Source organism: Pantoea sp. NGS-ED-1003 (assembly GCF_000738765.1).
Classification (GTDB): domain Bacteria; phylum Pseudomonadota; class Gammaproteobacteria; order Enterobacterales; family Enterobacteriaceae; genus Pantoea; species Pantoea septica.
Map to the genome: position 1 here is coordinate 37,502 of NZ_JPQA01000001.1, position 20,697 is coordinate 58,198.

The following is a 20,697-nucleotide window of genomic DNA, read 5'->3' on the forward strand; positions in this document are numbered from 1 at the left end:
TCAACAAGCCAGGAGATAATTATGTTTCACCATTCTTCAAAGCTTCAATATCCAGTACGCGTCGACAAAGCAGATCCGGAATTCGCCATGCTATTGCAGCAGGCGATCGGCGGCGTGGAAGGGGAGATCCGTGTGGCGATGCAGTACTTCTTCCAGGCGATGGGCGCGCGCGGCGATGCGCGAATCCGCGATTTGCTGATCTCTACCGCAACCGAAGAGCTGGCGCATATCGAAATGCTGGCGCATGCCGTGGCGCTCAATCTGGAAGGCGCGCCGCTCTCCTATCAGGAAGCCTCAGCGAAAGATCCGGTGGTCAACGCGGTACTGGGCGGTATGAACCCGCGCCACATCCTCTCGTCAGGCCTGGCGGCGCTGCCGGTCAACGCCAACGGCGTGCCTTTCGATATGAGCCATATTTACGCCTCTGGCAACGTGGCGGCGGATATGCTGGCCAACGTCACGGCGGAAGCGACAGGACGCGTACTGGCAACCCGCCTCTATAATCTCACTGAAGATACCGGCATGAAGGATTTTCTCTCCTTCCTGATCGCCCGCGACACCATGCATCAACAGCAGTGGCTTGCGGTGATTGAAGAGATGGGCGGACTTAACGCTTCGCTGCCGATACCGAACAGCTTCCCGCAAAGTGAAGAAGCCAGCGAACATTCTTACTATGTGCTTAACACTTCGCTGGATAAACCGCTGCCGAAAGGCCGCTGGTGCGAAGGCCCGTCATTTGACGGCAAAGCGCAGTTTACCGCGAAAGAGAAACCTGAGCTGCTGGGCGATGAGCCGCTGCTGGGCCATGCCCGTCCGGGCTCGGGCGCGCAAAGCGAACAGGAGCTATCGGGCACCGTTCCGCCAGCGTTAAAACCCTAATCGCATTCTGTCCAGGGAGGGACACAGACTCTAGCGATTTGGCGTATGTGACGCCCCATCTTATGCTTGCCAAAAAATGAACTATCGCCTCAGCGGCGGCAACTGCTTTCGTGCCAGTCTAAATCAGAGCGGCGAAAAATATTTTTTTCGACATCACCTGAAAAGCCGTTTTTAGCCCGCTTCGGCGCCAAAAATGAAAAACCCCAGCCTGCGCCGGGGTTAACTGAATCACTTATTTGGTATCCAGAACCTGCTGCAGCCAGACCAGTTCGTCATCGAAACCGGACTCGCGTAACAGCTGGAAATAGGATTGCTGAATATCTGTTGAAACCGACGCCAACAGCATGCCCAGCATTCCTTTGGTTTTACAGATTTCTAGTGCTGCGTTTTCGAGAGAATCAAGGTTAAAACTTACGTTATCAAGCGTTTCAGCGACCATTCTTATTCTCCTGACCGGAGGTAATCAGCCATCCCTCCTTTGCTGTGTGTATCTGCTCCACATCGTGGACGGGCTGAGATCTCACACTAGCGCAGTTTCGTCTGTCGGAAACATCCTGATATCTGAACAGTAATCGCCATTTGCTGGCGCTTTTACCGGCGAAGCGTACGGAAAATCTGAGTAGAGGGCAGAAAGCATCGCGTTCGGCCTGTCAGCCGACAAACAGCAGATGCACGAGGCGCGCCAGCGATTCCAGCAGCAGCAGGCTGCCAAGGAAGATAAGCACTAACACGCTGATAAATTGTTTCCGGCTATTCATCACGCCTCCCTGAAGATGTGACCGGCTATACTTTAACCCGCAATAAGTAAACCTGTTGTTAACAAGCGGAATCAAAATGCGCTACCAGTATCTCAACGGTGAAAACTGGCAAAATATCTGGATTGTCGGCGATCTACACGGCTGTCGGCGACAGCTGGACGCACTGCTGATGGAAAACGCGTTTGATAAGCAAAGCGATTTGCTGATCTCCGTCGGCGATTTAATCGATCGCGGGCCTGACAGTCCTGGCTGTTTAGAGCTGCTGGACGCGCCATGGTTCCGCTGCGTAAGAGGAAATCATGAAGAGATGGCGCTGCGTGCGTTACAGTGTCACGAATCGCTCAGCTGGATAATGAACGGCGGCGACTGGTTCTACAAGCTGACGGGTGCCAGGCTAATTGCGGCGCGTCATGCGCTAAGAAGGCTAGAGAGCCTGCCGCTGATTCTGCACCTGCAGCTGGCGGATCGCATCGTTGTGGTGGCGCACGCGGACTATCCAGCGGAGCGCTACGCGTGGGAACAGCCGCTGGACTGGGAGAAAGTGGTGTGGAATCGCGAACGCATCGCCCGACTGCAAACGGGCGAAGCGGGAAAAATCGCGGGCGCGGATGCTTTTTATTTCGGCCATACGCCGCTGCAGCAGCCGCTGGAATCAGGCAATCTGCACTATATCGATACCGGCGCGGTGTTCGGCAACCGGCTGACGCTGATGCAGCTGCAGTAAGACTCAGCGGAACAGGCGGCCGTCGCGCACCAGCTCGCGAGGATAGCTATTCTTAATGCGGCTGCCGACGCGTTTCGCCAGGCCAATCGGCTGCTGCTGGTAGGTCACGATCACTTCATCACGCTGCGGCGGCGTATCAGGGAAAATATCCCGGCCGCGATACCACTCCAAGGCCTCGTCGGCGCTCAGCTCGAACGCCCGTTCTGCGTCCGGCTGTGCCAGCGCAATCACCGCTTCATGCTGCCAGCGATAGCCTTTGGCAAAGGTTTCGGCCAGCTTGATGCCGATACGAGAAAAGCGAACGCTGCCGAGCAGCGGCGTAATCGCCTCGGGAAACAGCCAAATCTCTTTGTCGCGCTGCCACAGCGTCAGGTCGTCGCCCCACTGCAGGCATACCGACGTCGCAGCCTGAGCCACCTCTGCCGCCGCCTTTTTATTCAGCGGCGTAAAAGGCAGCTTGCCCAGCTTGTAGCCAGGCTGCGGCAGCGGCGGCACCGAGTCGGTTTTACGCAGGCGCGCCACGAAGAAGCCTTCGTTGTCGAAAAGCTGCGGAAAAACGTGCAGATATCCTTCCGGCGTTAACGCCTGCCCGGCACCCGCGAAAAGCGCGTCGAGCGGAACAATCTCTACCGCCTGCGGATAGCGCGCCAGCAGCCAGGCAATAACCTGCTGGTTTTCAATCTGGTTAAGGGTGCAGGTGGAATAGACCAGCGTGCCGCCCGGTTTCAGAGCATGAAACGCGCTCTCCAGCAGGTCGCGCTGGGTGGCGGCGATCGCCTCGGTGCTGCTCAGCGACCAGTTTTTCAGCGCGTCGGCATCTTTGCGGATGACGCCTTCGCCCGAGCAGGGCGCGTCCAGCAGCACGGCGTCGAAGCGCTCCGGCAGCGCCGGGCCAAAGACACGGGCGTCAAAATGGGTCAGCGCCACGTTGCTGACGCCGCAGCGGCTGACGTTGGCGTGCAGTACCTTGACGCGGCTCGAGGAAAATTCGTTAGCGAGGATGGCGCCGCGGTTTTTCATACGCGCCGCCATCTCCGTGGTTTTCGAACCCGGCGCCGCCGCCATATCCATTACCGTTTTCGCCTCAGGCGCACCATCGAACAGCGCGCTGACCGGCAGCATCGAGCTCGCTTCCTGAATGTAAAACAGGCCGCTGAGATGCTCGGCCACGCTGCCGAGCGGCAGGCTCTCGTCGTCTCGCTCAATCCAGAAGCCTTCCGCGCACCAGGGCACCGGCGCCAGCCGCCAGCCATAGTCAGCCGTCTGGGCGAGGAAATCCGCCACGCTGATTTTAAGCGTATTGATGCGGATAGAGCGGCGCAGCGGCTGCTGGCTAATGGCGATAAAGCGCTGCAGTTCAGCGTCGTCGGGCAGCGCGGCGCGCATCAGATCAAGGAAGTCAGAGGGGAAAAGGTCGGCCACGGCAGGTTCCAGGTAAGGCGTTGAGGTCAAAAAACAGGGCGGCAGTGTAGCACGAAAATGGTGGTGGGACGCTTCGCGCTGCGGTCGATAACGCCCACACATCATTTACTCAGCCGTCTGAAATCGCTTTCAGACGGCTGACGAGATTACTGCTGCGGCTCGGGGATTGCCGTGCCCCAGCTGCGCCAGTTTTTCGGCGCTTCATCCTGCAGCAGGAAGTGCTTGTCCGCGCCCGCCTGCGGCGCCAGCGGCACCGTCGGCGGGGTGGCAAACTGAATGCCGCCGCGAATAAACTGCTGGAAGGTGCCGGTTTTCACTACGCCGCCGATCAGGCCGAAATCGAGGTTATAGCCGGACGCCAGCCAGAACACCGAGTTGTTGCGCACCAGATGCTGATACTTCTTGCTGATGCGCAGCGCAATCTGCACGCGATCCGCCATATTGCCCAGCGAGGTCCCGGTGACGGTGCCCACCTCCACGCCGCGGAACAGCACCGGCGTGCCGATAGAGAGCGAGCCCGCCTCGGCGGCATCGACATAAATCGTCAGCCCATTCAGGTAGCGTGAATCGGTAATGGTGCTCTCCTGCAGCTCGAAAACTCGCGCCGGACGCCCCTTGCCGGGATCGACGTTGACGTAGGGCTGCAGCAGCGTCTCCAGATGGTTGACGCCAGCCGGAGAGATTTCAGGCGATACCACCGAGAAGTGGCTGCCGCTGCGCGCGAAATCCTGCACATACTCTGGATAGAGCACCGCCTTCGCCACCACCTGATTGTTATCCTGGCTGAGCGACAGCGACTCGACCTGACCGATATTGATGCCCAGATAGCGAATCGGCATGCCTTCCGACAGCTTGCTGGCGTCATAGGTATGCAGCGTAATCTGGCTGCCGACCGCGCGCGCCGCCGTCTCGGAAGGATAGAGCGTGCGCTTGCTGCCTTTGGCGTTCGCCGCGCCGCTCATATTGTCGAAGCTGATGGCGCCGCGCAGCGCGCGGTTCAGCGGCGACGCCTGAACGGTCAGGCCGCTGCCGTTAAGCTGCACGCGCGCGCCGCCTTCCGCCCAGAACACGCTCTCGCTGGTCAGCAGCTTGCGGTACTCCGGCTTGATGTGCACGGCGATATCGAAGGCGCTGGCGCGCGGCGTAACGTCGACGATTTCGCCCACTTCATATTTGCGGTAAAGCACCACCGAACCGGCCTGCACGTCCGGCAGGCTGTTGGCGGTCAGCGTCAGCGTCGTCGAAGGGCGATCGCCGATAATGCCTTCCTCCGCCTTTTCGGCGTCGGCAAACAGCGGATAGGCGGATTTCACCGCGCCCTGGTTGCCGGGCTCCAGACGGATGCCGCCGTCGACCCATTCGCGCGCGCTGGCGCCCAGCACCTTCATGCCGTCGAGGCCGAACTTCACGTCGAGTCGGCTGTTGACGATAAACTTGCTGTCGCCGTGCACCAGGTTGCGATAGGCCGGCTCAATCGCCGCCACGAACTGAATGCCTTTCTCATTCAGCTCGCGCGAAATTACCTGGCCGATCCTCATGCCGTGCAGCATGACCGGCTGACCGGCGTCGATGCCGTAACTCTCCGTCGCGCTGAGCTTCACCGTCAGCACGTCGGGCTTCTGCAGCAGCGACTCGTTGGCGGGCAGCACGGTAAAGTGGCTTTGCGGCTCGCCGTCGCCCGGCACCAGCTCCAGCGTATTGCCGGTCAGCAGGCTGCTGAGGTTGGTATCGGTAAGACTGACTTTCGGACTGCGCATCTCAATGCGCGTGCCGCTGCGCATCAGGCTGACCACGGATGGATCGAGGGTCAGCTCGCCCGTGACTTTGCCGCCGCTCAGCAGGTTGAGTTTGGTCAGGCTGCCGACCTCCAGCCCCTGATAGATCAGCGGCGTGCGGCCCGCTTTCAGGTTGTTGCCGTCGGGCAGATCGAGCGTGACCACCACGCCTCGCTGGCTACGCGCCAGATCGGGATAGAGTTTGTAGTTCTGGTCAGTTTTCGCCTGCGGCGAATCTTCCGGCGAGTCGAAGGCGATAGCGCCGTTGACCAGCGCCGCCAGGCTCTCCAGCTCCACCTTCGCGCCGCTCAGGCTGACGTCGGCGCTCAGCCCCGACACGTTCCAGAAGCGGCTGTTGGCCTTGACCAGATTATTAAAGCGGCGTTCGATCAGCACATCGATGGTGACGCCATCCGTCTTGCTGTTAATGCTGTAGTCATAGACGCGTCCCACCGGGATCTTGCGGTAGTAAACCAGCGATCCTGAGTTGAGCGCGCCGAGATCGGGCGCGTGCAGATGGATCAGCAGCTCGCCGGTATTGACGCGATACTTCGGCTGGGTATCCTGCGCGACGAAGTTTTCACGCGGCTTGCCGCTGCCCGGCATCATGCCGATATAGTTGCCGCCCACCAGCGCGTCGAGGCCCGAAACGCCCGCCAGCGACGCTTTCGGCGTCACCAGCCAGAACTGGGTGTTTTCGCGCAGCGCCTCTTTCATGTCGCTCTTGATGCTCGCCTTGATCTGAATGGTGCGGTAGTCGTCGCTCAGATTGATGCCCTGCACGGTGCCGACCTCCACGCCCTGATAGCGGATAGGCGTGCGGCCCGGCACGATGCCGTCCGCCGACTGGAAGTTAATGGTGATCACCGTGCCGCGCTCTTCATAGTTGGTCCAGAGCAGCCAGCCGGCGATCAGCATGGCGATGATCGGCAGAAGCCAGAATGGAGAAACCTTACGTTTGCTGCGCAGCGTCGCGTTAGTCGATGTAGTCGGCGTTTCCTGTTGCATGTGCATCCCAAAGCAGGCGGCTGTCGAGCCACTCAACGGCCATAATGGTAAGGATCACCGCCGCGCCGAAGTAAAACGCGGCGGGTCCCATGGTAAAAGCCAGCAGCTGATCGCGATTGACCAGCGACATGGTTAATGAAATCACAAAGAGATCCAGCATCGACCAGCGGCCGACCCAGGTCACGACCCGCAGCAGGCGAATGCGGGTTTTCAGCCCCTGTTCGCAGCGGAAGTGAATGCTGAGCAGCAGCGTCAGCATCACCAGCACCTTGGTGAAAGGCACCAGAATACTGGCGATAAACACCACCGCCGCAACCGGAATATTGCCGGAAGCCAGGCCGAGGATGCCGGAAAAGATGGTGTCCTCGCGCCGCGAACCGTTCAGGTAGACCACAGAAATCGGCAACAGGTTGGCGGGGATCAGCAGCACGATCGAGGCGATCAGCGCCGCCCAGGATTTTTGCAGGCTGTGGCGACGCCGGAAGTCGAGCGGCGTATGGCAGCGCGGACAGCGGCCACGCGCGTCCGGTTCACCGGTATTGTGGCAGTTAAGGCAGACCTGCAGCCTGTCGCGTGCGGTCGTATTCTGCTTCTGCGGATAGAAATGTTCCCACAGCTGCTCGACGTTAAGGTGGATCAGGGTCAGCAGGCTCAGCAGCGTCAGCGTCAGGTAGGCGGCCAGCCCGTAGCCGACCTCCAGCGAGGCATAGTCCTGCACCTTAATCGACGCCACCGCGATGCCCACCAGATAGATGTCGAGCATTACCCACTCTTTAACCTTCTCCAGCATCAGCAGCACTGGACGCAGGTTCATTCCCAGCCGATGACCCAGAGTAAGATAGCCGATGCCAGCTACCAGCGCGACCGGCGCACCGATGGTGCAGAACGCCACCATCGAGGCAGTCAGCACGTTACCCTGTTCCGCCATCTGAATTACGCCGCCCAGCAGGCTGGCGTTAATGCGCATGCCGAGCAGGCGAATATCCACCAGCGGCAGGGTAAAGGCGAAAGGCATCAGCACCATAATCATCGCGGCCATGACCGTCAGCCGCGTCATCGACCAGTCGCGCCCGCTGATAATTTGCGCATGGCAGCGTGGACAATAGGCAGACTGATGCGATTTCACATCCGGTAAGGAAAAAAGGGTATCGCATTGCGGACAACGCTGATAACGTGCGTGGGGCAATGGCTGGCTGATAGCGTGAATTTTCATAGGGTGATGCAGGTTTCGCCCAGATATTTGTCGCTGTGACCGGATGCGGTCGTGGGGCAAAAAAACGTTTTTACGTTTCCGGCATCCCCGCAAGGGGCCCACGTTTCGATCCACAAAAATCTAAGGTTATAGCAACTAACGCTATGATTCACCTTGTGGCGGTGGATATTTAGTGCTTATTTTAACGGGCGGTTAATTAAAGCCGCTCTGTTGTTAATGTTAATGGTTAAACAATGAACAAAACTGCCTTTTACGATGATTTGAATCGCGACATGCGCGCATTGCTCGCAGGGGAGAGATCGTTCCTCGCCGCAATGGGCAATTTCAGCGCGCTGCTGTATGAACGCCTCGAGGGCGTCAACTGGGCGGGCTTCTACCTGCTGACGGAAGCCGACACGCTGGTGCTGGGGCCTTTTCAGGGCAAAATCGCCTGCGTGCGCATCCCGGTAGGCAAAGGCGTCTGCGGCACGGCGATGGCGCAGGATAAAGTGCAGCGCGTCGGCGACGTGCACGCCTTTCCTGGCCATATCGCCTGCGACGCCGCCAGCAACGCCGAGATCGTGATTCCTCTGAAAGTAAACGGCGCGCTGGTAGGCGTTCTGGATATCGACAGCACGGTGTTCAATCGCTTCGACAGCGAGGATGAGACAGGGCTGGTTGCACTGACTGATGGGCTTTGCGACGTGCTGGCGGACAGCGATATCGAAAAATTTTTGCAGCTGACGCGTAGCTAATCGACTGGATCGCATGGTATTTGGCAATGTTGTCATTATAATGTCGCCTGTTCATGCCTGCTCTGGTCGGCAAATCCGTTGTAATCAGGAAATTTCATGGAAAATCAACCTAAGTTGAATAGCAGTAAAGAAGTGATCGCCTTTCTGGCGGAACGTTTTCCAAACTGCTTTAGCGCCGAAGGTGAGGCGCGTCCGCTCAAAATCGGCATCTTTCAGGATCTGGTCGAGCGCGTTCAGGGCGAAATGGGTCTGAGCAAGACTCAGCTGCGTTCGGCGCTGCGTCTCTATACCTCCAGCTGGCGTTATCTCTACGGCATCAAAGCCGGCGCGACGCGCGTCGATCTCGACGGCAACGCCTGCGGCGTGCTCGACGAGCAGCATGTGCAGCATGCGCGTCAGCAGCTGGAAGAGGCGAAAGCGCGCGTTCAGGCGCAGCGCGAGCAGCAGAAAGCCGCGAAGCGCGAAGCAGGCGAAGAGGGCGCAGAACCCCGTCGTCCGCGTCGTCCGGCCGCACGCAAGCCAGCAGAAGGCGAAGCGCCGCGTAAAGCGCGTCCTCAGTCGCCTCGTCCGGCCGCTCAGGATCGCAAACCGGCTCCGCGCCCTGCAGCGCAGGCGAAACCCATCACCGATACCTCAACTTTGCAACCTGGCCAGAATATCAAAGTCAAAGCAGGCAAAAGTGCGATGGACGCGACCGTTCTTGAAGTGTCAAAAGACGGCGTTCGGGTACAGCTCGCTTCCGGCATGGCAATGATTGTGCGCGCAGAACACTTGCAGTTCTGAAACGGAGGCTGACCCCGGCATGAACACCCTGTTAAAAATCGGTATGATTGCGGGCCTGCTACTGGCAGGCCCTTCATTTGGCGCTGAGAATATTACCCGCGCCGATCAGATCCCCCAGCTTCACGAAGATCCGCAGGATCCCACCGTCAGCGAACGGGTGACCTCCCGCTTTACCCGCTCACACTATCGCCAGTTCGATCTCGACCAGGCGTTTTCAGCGAAAATTTTCGACCGCTACCTCAATCTGCTCGACTACAACCACAACGTGTTGCTGGCGTCGGATGTGGCGCAGTTCGCCGATAAAAAAACCACGCTTGGCGATGAGCTGCGCAGCGGCAAGCTGGACGTGTTTTACGATCTCTACAATCTGGCGCAGAAACGCCGTTTCGAGCGCTACCAGTACGCGCTCGACGTGCTGAACCGCCCGATGAACTTTAGCGGCAACGACACCATCGATATCGACCGCGCCAAAGCGCCCTGGCCGAAAGATCAGGCCGAGCTGAACGCGCTATGGGACGCCAAGGTCAAATATGACCAGCTCAGCCTTAAGCTGGCGGGCAAAGACGAAAAAGAGATCCGCGATGTGCTGACCAAGCGCTACAACTTCGCGATCCGTCGTCTGGCGCAGAGCAACAGCGAAGATGTGTTCCAGCTGGCGATGACCGCGTTTGCGCATGAAATCGACCCGCACACCAACTACCTGTCGCCGCGCAACACCGAACAGTTCAACACCGAAATGAGCCTGTCGCTGGAAGGCATCGGCGCGGTGCTGCAAATGGATGACGACTACACGGTGATCAACTCGATGGTCGCAGGCGGCCCGGCGGCGAAGAGCAAAGCGATCAGCGTCGGCGACCGCATTGTCGGCGTCGGTCAGCCGGGCAAGCCGATGGAAGATGTGATCGGCTGGCGTCTCGACGACGTGGTAGCCAAAATCAAGGGGCCGAAAGGCAGTAAAGTGCGTCTTGAAGTGCTGCCGGCCGGTAAAGGCACCAAAACCCGCACCGTGACCCTGACGCGCGAGAAGATCCGTCTTGAAGACCGCGCGGTGAAGATGAGCGTGCACAACGTCGGCAAACAGAAAGTCGGCGTGCTGGATATTCCGGGCTTCTATGTCGGTCTGACCGATGACGTGAAGGTGCAGCTGCAAAAACTGCAGAAGCAGAACGTCGACAGCGTGGTGATCGATCTACGCACCAACGGCGGCGGCGCGCTGACCGAAGCGGTTTCGCTCTCCGGTCTGTTTATCCCCAGCGGTCCGGTCGTGCAGGTGCGCGACAACAACGGTCGCGTGCGAGAAGACAGCGACAACGACGGCGTCGTCTACTACAAAGGCCCGCTGGTGGTGCTGGTGGACCGCTTCAGCGCTTCGGCGTCGGAAATCTTCGCGGCGGCGATGCAGGACTACGGTCGCGCGCTGATCGTCGGCGAACCGACCTTCGGCAAAGGCACCGTGCAGCAGTATCGCTCCCTGAACCGCATCTACGATCAGATGTTGCGTCCGGAGTGGCCTGCGCTCGGTTCCGTGCAGTACACCATCCAGAAGTTCTACCGCATCAACGGCGGCAGCACCCAGCGTAAAGGCGTCACGCCGGATCTGCTGATGCCGACCGGCGTAGAAGCGGCGGAAACCGGCGAGAAGTTCGAAGATAACGCGCTGCCGTGGGACAGCATCAACGCGGCGACCTACACCAAAACCGGCGACGTCAAGCCGCTGGTAGCGCAGCTGACCAAACAGCATGAAGCGCGTATCGCCGAGGATCGCGAGTTCCAGTACATCATGAAAGATATCGCCCGCTTCAATGCGATGAAGGACAAGCGCAATATCGTGTCGCTCAATCTCGCCCAGCGCGAAAAAGAGAACCACGAAGAGGATGCGCTGCGTCTGGAGCGGATTAACGCGCGCTATCAGGCGGAAGGCAAAAAGCCGCTGAAGAGCCTGGACGATCTGCCGAAAGATTATAAAGAGCCCGATCCTTATCTCGACGAGACGGTAAGAATCGCCAACGACCTGGCGCAGCTGGATAAGTCACAGCCCGCGTCAACGGCCCCTGCCGCGCAGTAAGCGCAGGGGAGTGAAAAGCACCGCGCCGCGGTGCTTTTTTTTGCCTGCAAGCCGGCAATAACCCGCGCAAACCTGGCCGTGCAGCGAAAGCGTGACTAAATGTAAAGTTATGTCTTTTTAGGCACTTAAAGCTTAAGGTCGCTTGAAATGCGCTGCGATGACCCTAGGATAAGGATCCGCGCAGTCAGCGCATGAACAACTGAGGAAGATTAACTTTTATGATGCGTATTGCTCTTTTCCTGGTGACCAACTTAGCTGTGATGTTGGTCTTTGGGCTGATCCTCAGCCTGACAGGGATCCAGTCAAGCAGTGTTCAGGGCCTGATGATCATGGCAGGCCTGTTTGGCTTTGGCGGTGCGTTTGTTTCACTGCTGATGTCGAAGTGGATGGCGTTGCGTTCGGTCGGCGGTGAAGTGATTGAACAACCCCGGAATGAAACGGAACGCTGGCTGATGCAGACCGTTGGGCGTCAGGCGCAGCAGGCGGGCATCGCGATGCCGCAGGTCGCTATCTACCATGCGCCCGACATCAACGCCTTCGCCACCGGCGCGCGCCGCGACGCCTCCTTGGTCGCCGTTTCTACCGGACTGTTGCAAAACATGAGCCGCGACGAAGCGGAAGCGGTGCTGGCGCACGAGATCGCGCATATCGCCAACGGCGACATGGTGACCATGACGCTGATTCAGGGCATCGTGAACACCTTCGTCATCTTTATCTCGCGCATTATCGCGCAGGTGGCGTCAGGCTTCCTCTCCGGCAACCGCGACGGCGAAGAGAGCAGCAACGGCAATCCGCTGGTCTACTTTGCCGTGGCGACGGTGCTGGAGCTGGTGTTCGGTATTCTGGCCAGCATCATCACCATGTGGTTCTCGCGCCACCGCGAATTCCACGCCGACGCCGGTTCTGCGAAGCTGGTAGGGCGCGAGAAGATGATCGCCGCGCTGCAGCGTCTGAAAACCAGCTACGAACCGCAGGAGCCGAGCAGCATGATGGCGTTCTGCATCAACGGCAAAAACAAGTCGCTGAGCGAGCTCTTTATGTCGCACCCGCCGCTGGATAAGCGTATTGAAGCGCTGCGCAGCGGTCAGTATCTGAAGTAACCGCTCAGGCGATAAAAAGGCGACTCCCCGGAGTCGCCTTTTTTATGGCCGTCACTGCGCCGCGGCGCGTTTCTGCGACAGGCGCGACAGGCTGAAGAGCGCCGCGACGCTGGAGAAGAGTCCGGCGAGGATCAGCGAAGCGTGCGTGCCGCCCTGATCGAACAGGGTGAACATCAGCGCCACCAGCGCTGCGCCGCTGCTCTGACCCAGCAGACGCGCCGTGCCCAGCATGCCGCTGGCGCCGCCGCTGCGGTTGCGCGGGGCGGAAGAGATAATGGTGTGGTTGTTAGGCGACTGGAACAGGCCAAAACCGGCGCCGCACAGCGCCATGCGCCAGATAATATCCCAGTCCTGCGGTTGCGCGGGCAGCAGCGCCAGCAGAAACAATCCCGCCGCGAACAGCGCCAGGCCGATGCCGCCAAGCAGCCCGGCGTGAATATGCTCAATCAGGCGTCCGGCAATCGGCGCCAGCACCATCGTCGCCAGCGGCCAGGGCGTCAGCAGCAGGCCGGTTGCGACCTCGTCGCGTCCCAGCACGTTCTGCAGGAAAAAGGGCAGCGACACCATCGCCAGCATCTGTGCGCAGAAAGAGCAAATAGAGGTGCAGATGGAGAGGCTGAACAGCGGAATGCGCAGTAGATCCACCGGCAGCAGCGGCACCGCCAGACGCTGCTGTCGACGCACGAAGAACCAGCCGAGCACCGCCAGCACCACCACTTCAGCCAGCGCCAGCGCCCGACTTCCGCCCTGGGCGAAACCGGTCAGCGCATAGATGAGAAGGCCGAAAAACAGCGCGTTCATCAGCGCGCTCGGCACGTCGAACTTCTGCGCCTTCGCTTTCTGGCTGTTCTCCGGCAGGAAGCGCAGCGCCAGCCACAGCGCAATCACGCCGAGCGGCACGTTAATCAGGAACAGCCACTTCCAGCTGGCGAACGACAGAATCGCCGCCGCTACCGTCGGCCCGGCAGCGCTGGAGACCGCCACCACCAGCGAGTTGATCGCCATGCCGCGCCCCAGGTGACGCTGCGGATAGATAATGCGGATCAGCGCGGTGTTAACGCTCATCAGCGCCGCGCCGCCAAAGCCCTGCAGCACGCGCGCCAGCGTCAGCATCGACAGCGACGAGGAAAGGGCACAAAAGGCTGAGGTGAGGATAAACAGGCCGAGCCCGACCTGATAGACCCGACGATAGCCGAGCATATCGCCAAGAAAAGAGAGCGACAGCAGCGAGGCGACGATAGCGATTTGATAGGCATTAACGATCCAGACCGACTGCGCCGGGCTGGCGTGCAGGTCGCGCGCGATGGTCGGCAGCGCCACGTTGGCGATAGCGCCATCCAGCACCGCCATCATAATACCCAGCGCAATGGTAAAAATAGCGCCGTACCGCTGCGGAGCGGGCAGGCCATCCTGAAAAGGTGTCGGGGACATAGAGAGAAAAATAAAGTGGGTGAATATCACCATGCTAATGAATCTGCTGCTGAAACGCACCGTCTTTAACGCAAAAAGCGGGGTTAAAGTATGTCGTGCGGTGACAGGTGAGGGTTTGGCGCGCTATATTGGTCACCTGTTCCGATTTTATTAAAACAATTTTAAAAAAGGGTTCGCGATGGCCGCCAGTGAAAACGATAAACAACCCGATGCCGTATCCTCCGTTATGAAGGTGTTCGGCATTCTGCAGGCGCTGGGCGAAGAGCGCGATCACGGCATTACCGAGCTGGCGCAGCGCGTGATGATGTCGAAGAGCACCGTTTACCGCTTCCTGCAGACCATGAAGACGCTGGGTTATGTAACGCAGGAAGGCGAGAGCGAAAAGTACTCTCTGACGCTGAAGCTGTTCGAGCTGGGCGCCAAGGCTTTGCAGAACGTCGATCTTATTCGTAGCGCAGACGTGCAGATGCGCGAGCTTTCACGACTGACCAAAGAGACGATTCACCTCGGGGCGCTGGAAGAGGACAGCATTGTCTATATCCATAAAATCGACTCGCTCTATAATTTGCGTATGTATTCGCGCATCGGACGGCGCAATCCGCTGCACACTACGGCGATCGGCAAAGTGCTGCTCGCATGGCGCGACCGCGCCGAGGTGAATGAGATCCTCAAAGAGGTGGAATTCAAACGCAGCACCGCTAACACCATCGTCACGCGCGAAGCGCTGATCGAGGTGCTGGATCAGGTGAAGGCGCAGGGCTTCGGCGAAGATAACGAGGAGCAGGAAGAGGGATTACGCTGTATCGCCGTGCCGGTTTTTGACCGCTTCGGCGTGGTTATCGCCGGTCTGAGCATCTCTTTCCCGACCATCCGCTTCTCGGAAGAGGCGAAAAGCGACTATGTCGCCATGCTGCACCGTGCGGCGCGGGCGCTCTCAGCCGAGATGGGCTATCACCACTACGATTTCTGATAAAAAAGCGGGCAAACGCCCGCTTGACCTTTTAATGAATAGTCAGTGCGGCTCAGTTGGCCGCGTGCCGCTTAATTGTCGATCACCTCTCCGCTCTTCTTCAGCAGCGGGCAGTCACTCACGCCGATAACGCCGCTGTCGGTATGCAGATACTGGGCAGTAATCAGACCGCGCGCGGTCAGGTAGTTGCACTGCAGGCCAAGACCCGCTGCGTTTTTAGCGCTGCCGGTCAGCACGCCATAGCCGGTAAACAGCATGGCGACCCAGATAACGGCGAGCAGAACGATCGCCCGAATAAAGAGTTTCATTTTTTCTCCTTGTGATACATAACGCAGCTGTCCACCTTGTGCTGCCGCCCGTAATATTAACAGCTTGCCTCGCTTTGTCTGCCGAAGCGATCGGAGATTGCTGAAAGCGAGGCGTCAGGGAATTCTGCATTCAGGCGCATAGCCTGGTCAGCCGCGTGCGCAGCAGGTAGAATCGACGCCATCGATATTTTTCCGTTTTTGAGGCAGTTATGAACGAATTAGCCGCAACCACCGATCCGCTGTTCAGCTATGGCGTACTGGCGGTCACTATTATTGTGGCGTTTATCGCCTGGTTTTTCGTTAACCGGGCCAGCGTGCGCGCCAGCGAACAGATCCAGCTGCTGAGCCAGCTGCTGGAAGAGCAGAAAAAACAGAACGCGCTGCTGCGTCGCCTGGTAGAAAGTCAGCGCGTCGAGCAGGAAAAGCCGGAGACGGAAGAGCCGCGCGAATTTATCCGCATGATCCCGGAACGCTAAGGTTCCTTAGCCCGGCAAGGAGGCGACATGCCCTGGCAAAACCCCTGGTTCGACGCCAGCAAAGCGCACCACACCCCTGAAGGCTTTCGCAATCTCGAGCCGGATCTGCGCCAGCCAGGCGATCTCGAGCGCTGGCGTAAAGAGCGCAAAGCGGCAGGAGTGCCATTCCCGCCGCAGGCGGGCTATGAGCAGTTCAGGATGCGCTGGTGGCAGCCCGCCGATCTCGCTGGTGCGGACGATCGCGTCTGGTGGTTAGGCCATGCGGCGATGCTGCTGCGCCTTAATCAGCGCTATCTGCTGATCGACCCGGCACTCTCGACGCGCGCTTCGCCGCTGCCCTTTGCCGGACCGAAACGTAAAACCCCGCCGCCGCTGCGCATTCAGGATCTGCCGCGCCTCGACTATGTGCTGATTTCCCATAATCACTACGATCATCTCGACTCCGCCACCATCAGGCGCATTCTCCGCCGCTTCCCTGAGGTCCTCTTTCTGGTGCCGCTGGGGCTGGAAGGCTGGTTTAAACGGCGCGGCGCGCGCCACGTGCGCCAGCTCGACTGGTGGCAGAGCCGGCAGGAAGCGGATCTGACCCTGACCGCCGTGCCGGCGCGTCATTGGAGCATGCGCACGCCCTACGATCGCAACCGCTCGCTGTGGTGCGGCTGGGTGGTGCGCAGCAAGACGCTTAATTTCTGGTTTTCCGGCGACAGCGGTTTTTCTGACCATCTGGCGGAGATCCCGCGCCGGCTCGGGCCTTTTAATCTGGCAGCTTTACCGGTCGGCGCCTATGCACCGAAATGGTTCATGCAGAGTAGCCATATGGATCCCGATCATGCGGTTTCATTATGGCGGCTAACGGGTGAGCCGCTAACCTTACCGATCCACTGGGGCGTGTTCGAACTGGCTGACGAATCGCTGGATGAGCCTCCGGCGGAATTAATGCGCGCCATTCAGCGCAGCGGAGAGGATAATGGCCGCTTTGCGCCGTGGAGAATAGGGGAGGGCCGCAGTCTGGCGAATATAAACCAGGATAATTCCTAAATAACGACGCTTATCCCCAGGCGGGTATTGGGTTTTAAGAGAACAATTATTCAGGATCAAAGAATAAATGGTAATAAGAAATACATGTTGCTCTGCTTTTAATTGGGGCAACGCCTGTTTTTATTTTCCTGATTTTGGTGCAAAAGCATTTATTATCTGCGCCAGCAAAAATGAGAGCCCGCTATCGTTAAAGACAAAAACAGCGGCGCATTTTAGTTTTACGGTTTCGCTTAAGAAAAACGAATGCCATAATAATGCAATAATCTATCTGTAAATTAATTCGTTACGGTGAACAAGGTTGGATGAAGACGCGGTTATCCGCTAAAGTTATTCGCATCTTCGACGGGTTGATGGATATCGTTTTTTCGGCTACAAGCTGGGCAAGTTATGTACCAAAATGAACAAAGCGTGTCGCTGCTTTGCAAATTTTGTGCGGCGCGTCCATGGTCGATTAAAAATGCCTTGCCATTAATTTGCGGATATGTGATAACAATTCGTGGGTCAAACGAGGTACAGTTCTGTTTATGTATGGCATCTTCAGTAAAGAAGTTACGAGTAAAAACGTTGACGTTGAATACCGCTTCCTTGCCGAACCTTATTAGTGCCTCATTCAGTAACGTCTCTGGTTTCTCTGTAGGTCTGCCTTCGGGCAAAATAAACACTCTAAGGAATTTGCAAAATGGCAAAGATTAAAGGTCAGGTTAAGTGGTTCAACGAGTCTAAAGGTTTTGGTTTTATTACTCCTGCTGACGGTAGCAAAGATGTGTTCGTACACTTCTCCGCTATCCAGGGCAACGGTTTCAAAACCCTGGCTGAAGGCCAAAGCGTTGAGTTCGAAATTCAGGACGGCCAGAAAGGCCCGGCTGCTGTCAACGTAACCGCTATCTGATTTCGTGCCAGCTCGGTGCCATGCACCACTGAAAACGAATCCTGTAAAGCCCTGGTCATCTGATCGGGGCTTTTTCTTTGCGCTTTCGATACGACAGCGAACGGAGTACACTGCGGCGCTCTTGTTAATGGAGTTCGTATGTTGCTGATTTGCCCCCTCTGTCATCTCCCTTTACAGCCTGAAAACCGCAGCTGGCGCTGTGAAAACCGTCATCAGTTCGATCAGGCGAAAGAGGGCTACCTCAATTTGCTGCCCGTTCAGCATAAAGGTTCGCGCGAGCCTGGCGACAGCCCGGAGATGATGCAGGCGCGGCGTGAATTTCTGCAGGCGGGCTACTATCAGCCGCTGCGCGACGGCGTGGTGGCGCTGCTGCGCGAAAAGCTGCCGGACGCGGGCGCGCTGCTCGATATCGGCTGCGGCGAAGGCTATTACACTTCGGCGCTTAGCGCGCTGGGCGGCGAGGTCTACGGGCTGGATATCGCCAAAAACGCCATTCGTCTGGCGGCGAAGCGCTATCCTGACGTGCGGTTCTGCGTCGCTTCTAGCCAGCGTCTGCCTTTTGCCGACGCTTCGCTGGATGGCGTCGTGCGTATCTACGCGCCCTGCAACGAGGCGGAGCTAACGCGCGTCGTCAGGCCTGGCGGCGTGCTGCTGACCGTCACGCCCGGAGCGCACCATCTGCAACAGTTCAAGGCGCTGATCTATCGCGAGGTGCAGCTGCATGCGCCGGAAGAGAAGTGCTACAGCGGTTTTAGCGAAGAGAGCCAGCAGTCGCTGCGCTACGCGATGCACCTGAGCGGCGACGCGGCGGCCACGCTGCTGCAGATGACGCCTTTCGCCTGGCGCGCGAAGCCGTCGGTGTGGGGGGAGCTGCAGGCGTCGAAAACCTTCGAATGCGACGCCGACTTCCGTCTGACACTATGGCGGCGCGATTAGCGCGCCTCTACCAGCGTATGGTAGATGCGTTCCAGATCGTCGAGCTGCTGCACGGCGATCAGCAGGCGACGCTGCTCCAGCTGCATCACCAGAATGCCGTCTTCGGAGAGATTGATGCTCTGAATGCGTTCATAGGCTATCCAGACGCTGCCGTAAAACAGCCCGTCGCGCTTCATCAGCAGAACTGGGCGGCGCAGCCAGAAGAGCCAGAAGGCGAGAAAGAGGAGCACCATCAGCAGGGTGGTGGTGAGCTGCGGCCCCTGATGCGTCACATTATTCCAGAGTAAAATCGCCAGCAGCCCGATAAATATCAGGCTGTCAATCTTGTGCCTGCGCCGCAGCGCCACGCTTAAACGCGTCGGGCCTTTGCGGCGCGGCAGAATAAAGTCGTTGTAGAGAGAAAAAAGCAGCAGCGCGGCGATGCAGAGCGCGATGAGGCCGTCCGTTAGTGTCATCACATTCTCCTGAGGCGATACGGCGGAAAAGCGGGGAAGAGGCCGGGCGCGGCGCGCCCGGCGAGAGTACTACAGGCCAAGCAGGCCGATCCAGTAGCCGAAAATCCCGATAACGAAAAAGCCGACGATAATCCACAGCGCGTTGACCTTGCGGCGCAGCAGCCACATACAGGCGAAGGTCAGCAGCAGCGGCACGATGCCCGGCATCAGCTGATCGAGGATGGTCTGAACCGTAGTGACGGTAGTCTTCCCGGTCTGGTCGGTAATGCGCGACACCACCAGCGGAATATTAACGTGCGTCCACTTGTTCACCAGCGCGCCCATGACAAACAGGCCGAGAATCGACGCCCCCTCCGTTAGCTTCTGCAGGAAACCGCCGCCCATGTCGCTGACGATATCGATCCCTTTACGGTAACCGTACGCCACGCCGTAATAGCGGGTCAGCAGGCGCGCCAGATTGAACAGCACGAAGAAGAGCAGTGGACCCAGCAGGCTACCGCTCATGGCGATGCCTGCGCCGAGCGCGGCGAAGACCGGACGCACGGTGCCCCAGAAAATCGGGTCGCCCACGCCCGCCAGCGGGCCCATCAGGCCGACTTTAATGCCGTTGATGGCGGCGTCATCGATTGCTGCGCCGTTTGCGCGCTGCTCTTCCATCGCCATGGTCACGCCCAATACCGGCGCGGCTACGTAGGGATGGGTGTTGAAGAACTCCAGATGGCGTTTGATCGCCTGACGGCGCGCCTCGTTATTTTCCGGATAGAGGCGGCGGATCACCGGCACCATCGAGAAACAGAAGCCCAGCGCCTGCATACGCTCGAAGTTCCACGACCCCTGGAACAGGTTCGACCGCAAAAACACGCCGCGGATGTCGCCTGGGGTGAGTTTCTTTTGCGTTGTAGTTGTATCTACCATGTTGTCACCTGTTCCTTAGTCAAGTTCGTTATCGAGATCGTTATTTGCCGGACCCGCTGCAGGCGCGCCCGCCACGCGGTTATATTTCGGCGCCAGCTGGATATAGAGCACTGCCATGACCACGCCGATGACGCCCAGCGCCACCAGGTTAAAGCTGGTGAAGGCCGCGGTGACGAAGCCGAGGTAGAAGAAGGGCATCAGATAGCCTGCGCGCATCATATTGATGACCATCGCGTAACCGACCACCACGATCATGCCGCCGGCGATGTTCAGGCCGTTGGTGACCACTTCTGGGATAGAGCTGAGCAGGGAGTGAACCGCGCTGGTGCCGACGGAAATCGCTACGATCAGCGCCGGAATGGCGATACGCATCGCCTGCAACACCAGCGCCGAGACGTGGATCCACGAAATCGCCGTCAGGTTGCCTTTCTCCGCCGCCTTATCGGCCGCGTGCTGGAAGGCCACGGTGATGGTGCGCACGATAATCGTCAGCACCTGGCCCGCCGCCGCCAGCGGAATCGCCAGCGCAATGCCCGCGCCGACGCTCTGACCGCCGGCGATAACCAGAATGGTGGAGATAATTGAGGCGAGAGCCGCATCGGGCGCCACGGCGGCGCCGATGTTCATCCAGCCCAGCGCGATCATCTCCAGCGTGCCGCCGATGATGATGCCGGTTTTCATATCGCCGAGCACCGCCCCAATCAGGGTACAGGCCACCAGCGGACGGTGAAACTGAAACTCATCCAGAATCGAACCCATACCCGCAATACAGGCCACGATAAATATCAGGATGATTTGTAGCGAGGTTATTTCCATCA

Annotated in this window: 20 protein-coding genes and 1 pseudogene; 12 read left to right on the top strand and 9 right to left on the bottom strand. The window is 58.7% G+C overall.

The window, feature by feature from the left end; translation table 11 throughout:
* The first annotated feature begins 21 nt into the window (after nt 1-21).
* On the top strand, nt 22-879 hold the full coding sequence (locus tag JS46_RS00200; protein WP_033746559.1) for a manganese catalase family protein: 858 nt from the start codon (nt 22-24) through the stop codon (nt 877-879).
* 232 nt (nt 880-1,111) lie between these two features.
* On the opposite strand, the gene JS46_RS00205 is transcribed toward JS46_RS00200, so the two are convergent.
* Nucleotides 1,112-1,318: a hypothetical protein gene (locus JS46_RS00205; protein WP_033746561.1), complete on the bottom strand. Its 207-nt coding sequence runs from the start codon at nt 1,316-1,318 to the stop codon at nt 1,112-1,114.
* A gap of 395 nt (nt 1,319-1,713) precedes the next feature.
* Between JS46_RS00205 and JS46_RS00210 the strand changes: the two genes are divergently transcribed.
* Nucleotides 1,714-2,361, top strand: a complete 648-nt coding sequence (locus JS46_RS00210; protein ID WP_033746564.1) for a metallophosphoesterase — start codon at nt 1,714-1,716, stop codon at nt 2,359-2,361.
* A gap of 3 nt (nt 2,362-2,364) precedes the next feature.
* On the opposite strand, the gene rsmF is transcribed toward JS46_RS00210, so the two are convergent.
* The 3 genes from rsmF to yebS form a co-directional block, all read right to left on the bottom strand.
* On the bottom strand, nt 2,365-3,747 hold the full coding sequence (gene rsmF, locus JS46_RS00215; protein ID WP_051905553.1) for a 16S rRNA (cytosine(1407)-C(5))-methyltransferase RsmF: 1,383 nt from the start codon (nt 3,745-3,747) through the stop codon (nt 2,365-2,367).
* Between the two features lie 182 nt (nt 3,748-3,929).
* On the bottom strand, nt 3,930-6,566 hold the full coding sequence (locus JS46_RS00220; protein ID WP_033747927.1) for a PqiB family protein: 2,637 nt from the start codon (nt 6,564-6,566) through the stop codon (nt 3,930-3,932).
* Nucleotides 6,535-7,779 carry a membrane integrity lipid transport subunit YebS gene (gene yebS, locus JS46_RS00225; protein WP_033746568.1) on the bottom strand — a complete coding sequence of 415 codons (1,245 nt, stop codon included), beginning with the start codon at nt 7,777-7,779 and terminating at the stop codon, nt 6,535-6,537. Before yebS ends, JS46_RS00220 begins: the two co-directional genes overlap by 32 nt.
* A 233-nt stretch (nt 7,780-8,012) precedes the next feature.
* Between yebS and JS46_RS00230 the strand changes: the two genes are divergently transcribed.
* The 4 genes from JS46_RS00230 to htpX all read left to right on the top strand — a co-directional run bounded on the left by JS46_RS00230 (nt 8,013) and on the right by htpX (nt 12,461).
* A complete protein-coding gene (locus JS46_RS00230; protein WP_033746570.1) occupies nt 8,013-8,513 on the top strand; it encodes a GAF domain-containing protein in 501 nt (166 codons plus the stop codon).
* Between the two features lie 96 nt (nt 8,514-8,609).
* Entirely contained in the window at nt 8,610-9,296 is a 687-nt protein-coding gene (gene proQ / locus JS46_RS00235; RefSeq protein WP_033746573.1) for an RNA chaperone ProQ, read from the top strand.
* A 19-nt stretch (nt 9,297-9,315) separates the two neighbouring features.
* Nucleotides 9,316-11,361, top strand: coding sequence for a carboxy terminal-processing peptidase (gene prc, locus JS46_RS00240; RefSeq protein WP_033746576.1), 2,046 nt, complete (start codon nt 9,316-9,318; stop codon nt 11,359-11,361).
* 218 nt (nt 11,362-11,579) lie between these two features.
* Nucleotides 11,580-12,461: a protease HtpX gene (gene htpX, locus JS46_RS00245; RefSeq protein WP_033746579.1), complete on the top strand. Its 882-nt coding sequence runs from the start codon at nt 11,580-11,582 to the stop codon at nt 12,459-12,461.
* Nucleotides 12,462-12,512: 51 nt separating this feature from the next.
* Here htpX and JS46_RS00250 read toward each other — a convergent pair whose 3' ends face one another.
* The gene (locus tag JS46_RS00250) at nt 12,513-13,892 is read right to left on the bottom strand and encodes an MFS transporter (protein ID WP_033747929.1); all 1,380 of its coding nucleotides are present in this window, start codon (nt 13,890-13,892) and stop codon (nt 12,513-12,515) included.
* 178 nt (nt 13,893-14,070) lie between these two features.
* Between JS46_RS00250 and kdgR the strand changes: the two genes are divergently transcribed.
* The gene (gene kdgR / locus JS46_RS00255; protein WP_033746582.1) at nt 14,071-14,862 is read left to right on the top strand and encodes a DNA-binding transcriptional regulator KdgR; all 792 of its coding nucleotides are present in this window, start codon (nt 14,071-14,073) and stop codon (nt 14,860-14,862) included.
* A gap of 71 nt (nt 14,863-14,933) precedes the next feature.
* Here kdgR and JS46_RS00260 read toward each other — a convergent pair whose 3' ends face one another.
* Nucleotides 14,934-15,170, bottom strand: coding sequence for a YobH family protein (locus tag JS46_RS00260; protein WP_033746584.1), 237 nt, complete (start codon nt 15,168-15,170; stop codon nt 14,934-14,936).
* Between the two features lie 209 nt (nt 15,171-15,379).
* On the opposite strand from JS46_RS00260, the gene JS46_RS00265 reads away from it, so the two are divergent.
* The 5 genes and pseudogenes from JS46_RS00265 (at nt 15,380) to rlmA (ending at nt 18,509) form a co-directional block, all read left to right on the top strand.
* Nucleotides 15,380-15,646, top strand: a complete 267-nt coding sequence (locus JS46_RS00265; protein WP_033746587.1) for a YebO family protein — start codon at nt 15,380-15,382, stop codon at nt 15,644-15,646.
* Between the two features lie 27 nt (nt 15,647-15,673).
* The gene (locus JS46_RS00270; protein ID WP_033746589.1) at nt 15,674-16,684 is read left to right on the top strand and encodes an MBL fold metallo-hydrolase; all 1,011 of its coding nucleotides are present in this window, start codon (nt 15,674-15,676) and stop codon (nt 16,682-16,684) included.
* Nucleotides 16,685-17,208: 524 nt separating this feature from the next.
* Nucleotides 17,209-17,342: pseudogene (locus JS46_RS23995) on the top strand (DUF2627 domain-containing protein).
* 21 nt (nt 17,343-17,363) lie between these two features.
* Complete coding sequence (gene cspE, locus JS46_RS00275; protein ID WP_003852684.1) at nt 17,364-17,573, top strand: transcription antiterminator/RNA stability regulator CspE; 210 nt, start codon at nt 17,364-17,366, stop codon at nt 17,571-17,573.
* A gap of 138 nt (nt 17,574-17,711) precedes the next feature.
* The gene (gene rlmA / locus JS46_RS00280) at nt 17,712-18,509 is read left to right on the top strand and encodes a 23S rRNA (guanine(745)-N(1))-methyltransferase (protein ID WP_033746595.1); all 798 of its coding nucleotides are present in this window, start codon (nt 17,712-17,714) and stop codon (nt 18,507-18,509) included.
* On the opposite strand, the gene JS46_RS00285 is transcribed toward rlmA, so the two are convergent.
* The 3 genes from JS46_RS00285 to JS46_RS00295 form a co-directional block, all read right to left on the bottom strand.
* The gene (locus JS46_RS00285) at nt 18,506-18,964 is read right to left on the bottom strand and encodes a DUF986 family protein (RefSeq protein WP_033746597.1); all 459 of its coding nucleotides are present in this window, start codon (nt 18,962-18,964) and stop codon (nt 18,506-18,508) included. The two genes, rlmA and JS46_RS00285, sit on opposite strands and share 4 nt — an antisense overlap.
* Before the next feature lie 69 nt (nt 18,965-19,033).
* The gene (locus JS46_RS00290) at nt 19,034-19,879 is read right to left on the bottom strand and encodes a PTS mannose transporter subunit IID (protein WP_033746599.1); all 846 of its coding nucleotides are present in this window, start codon (nt 19,877-19,879) and stop codon (nt 19,034-19,036) included.
* 15 nt (nt 19,880-19,894) lie between these two features.
* On the bottom strand, nt 19,895-20,695 hold the full coding sequence (locus JS46_RS00295; protein WP_033747932.1) for a PTS mannose/fructose/sorbose transporter subunit IIC: 801 nt from the start codon (nt 20,693-20,695) through the stop codon (nt 19,895-19,897).
* Between the last annotated feature and the right edge of the window lie 2 nt (nt 20,696-20,697).

What these genes read in the sequence shown, in the direction of transcription:
- JS46_RS00200 (WP_033746559.1), top strand. Translation starts at nt 22, where the DNA reads ATGTTTCACCATTCTTCAAAGCTTCAATATCCAGTACGCGTCGACAAA.
- proQ (WP_033746573.1), top strand. Translation starts at nt 8,610, where the DNA reads ATGGAAAATCAACCTAAGTTGAATAGCAGTAAAGAAGTGATCGCCTTT.
- JS46_RS00220 (WP_033747927.1), bottom strand. Translation starts at nt 6,566, where the DNA reads ATGCAACAGGAAACGCCGACTACATCGACTAACGCGACGCTGCGCAGC.
- JS46_RS00290 (WP_033746599.1), bottom strand. Translation starts at nt 19,879, where the DNA reads ATGGTAGATACAACTACAACGCAAAAGAAACTCACCCCAGGCGACATC.
- JS46_RS00250 (WP_033747929.1), bottom strand. Translation starts at nt 13,892, where the DNA reads ATGTCCCCGACACCTTTTCAGGATGGCCTGCCCGCTCCGCAGCGGTAC.
- JS46_RS00270 (WP_033746589.1), top strand. Translation starts at nt 15,674, where the DNA reads ATGCCCTGGCAAAACCCCTGGTTCGACGCCAGCAAAGCGCACCACACC.
- rsmF (WP_051905553.1), bottom strand. Translation starts at nt 3,747, where the DNA reads ATGCGCGCCGCGCTGCCCGACGACGCTGAACTGCAGCGCTTTATCGCC.
- JS46_RS00210 (WP_033746564.1), top strand. Translation starts at nt 1,714, where the DNA reads ATGCGCTACCAGTATCTCAACGGTGAAAACTGGCAAAATATCTGGATT.
- JS46_RS00285 (WP_033746597.1), bottom strand. Translation starts at nt 18,964, where the DNA reads ATGACACTAACGGACGGCCTCATCGCGCTCTGCATCGCCGCGCTGCTG.
- prc (WP_033746576.1), top strand. Translation starts at nt 9,316, where the DNA reads ATGAACACCCTGTTAAAAATCGGTATGATTGCGGGCCTGCTACTGGCA.
- htpX (WP_033746579.1), top strand. Translation starts at nt 11,580, where the DNA reads ATGATGCGTATTGCTCTTTTCCTGGTGACCAACTTAGCTGTGATGTTG.
- JS46_RS00260 (WP_033746584.1), bottom strand. Translation starts at nt 15,170, where the DNA reads ATGAAACTCTTTATTCGGGCGATCGTTCTGCTCGCCGTTATCTGGGTC.
- yebS (WP_033746568.1), bottom strand. Translation starts at nt 7,779, where the DNA reads ATGAAAATTCACGCTATCAGCCAGCCATTGCCCCACGCACGTTATCAG.
- JS46_RS00230 (WP_033746570.1), top strand. Translation starts at nt 8,013, where the DNA reads ATGAACAAAACTGCCTTTTACGATGATTTGAATCGCGACATGCGCGCA.
- JS46_RS00205 (WP_033746561.1), bottom strand. Translation starts at nt 1,318, where the DNA reads ATGGTCGCTGAAACGCTTGATAACGTAAGTTTTAACCTTGATTCTCTC.
- cspE (WP_003852684.1), top strand. Translation starts at nt 17,364, where the DNA reads ATGGCAAAGATTAAAGGTCAGGTTAAGTGGTTCAACGAGTCTAAAGGT.
- kdgR (WP_033746582.1), top strand. Translation starts at nt 14,071, where the DNA reads ATGGCCGCCAGTGAAAACGATAAACAACCCGATGCCGTATCCTCCGTT.
- JS46_RS00295 (WP_033747932.1), bottom strand. Translation starts at nt 20,695, where the DNA reads ATGGAAATAACCTCGCTACAAATCATCCTGATATTTATCGTGGCCTGT.
- rlmA (WP_033746595.1), top strand. Translation starts at nt 17,712, where the DNA reads ATGTTGCTGATTTGCCCCCTCTGTCATCTCCCTTTACAGCCTGAAAAC.
- JS46_RS00265 (WP_033746587.1), top strand. Translation starts at nt 15,380, where the DNA reads ATGAACGAATTAGCCGCAACCACCGATCCGCTGTTCAGCTATGGCGTA.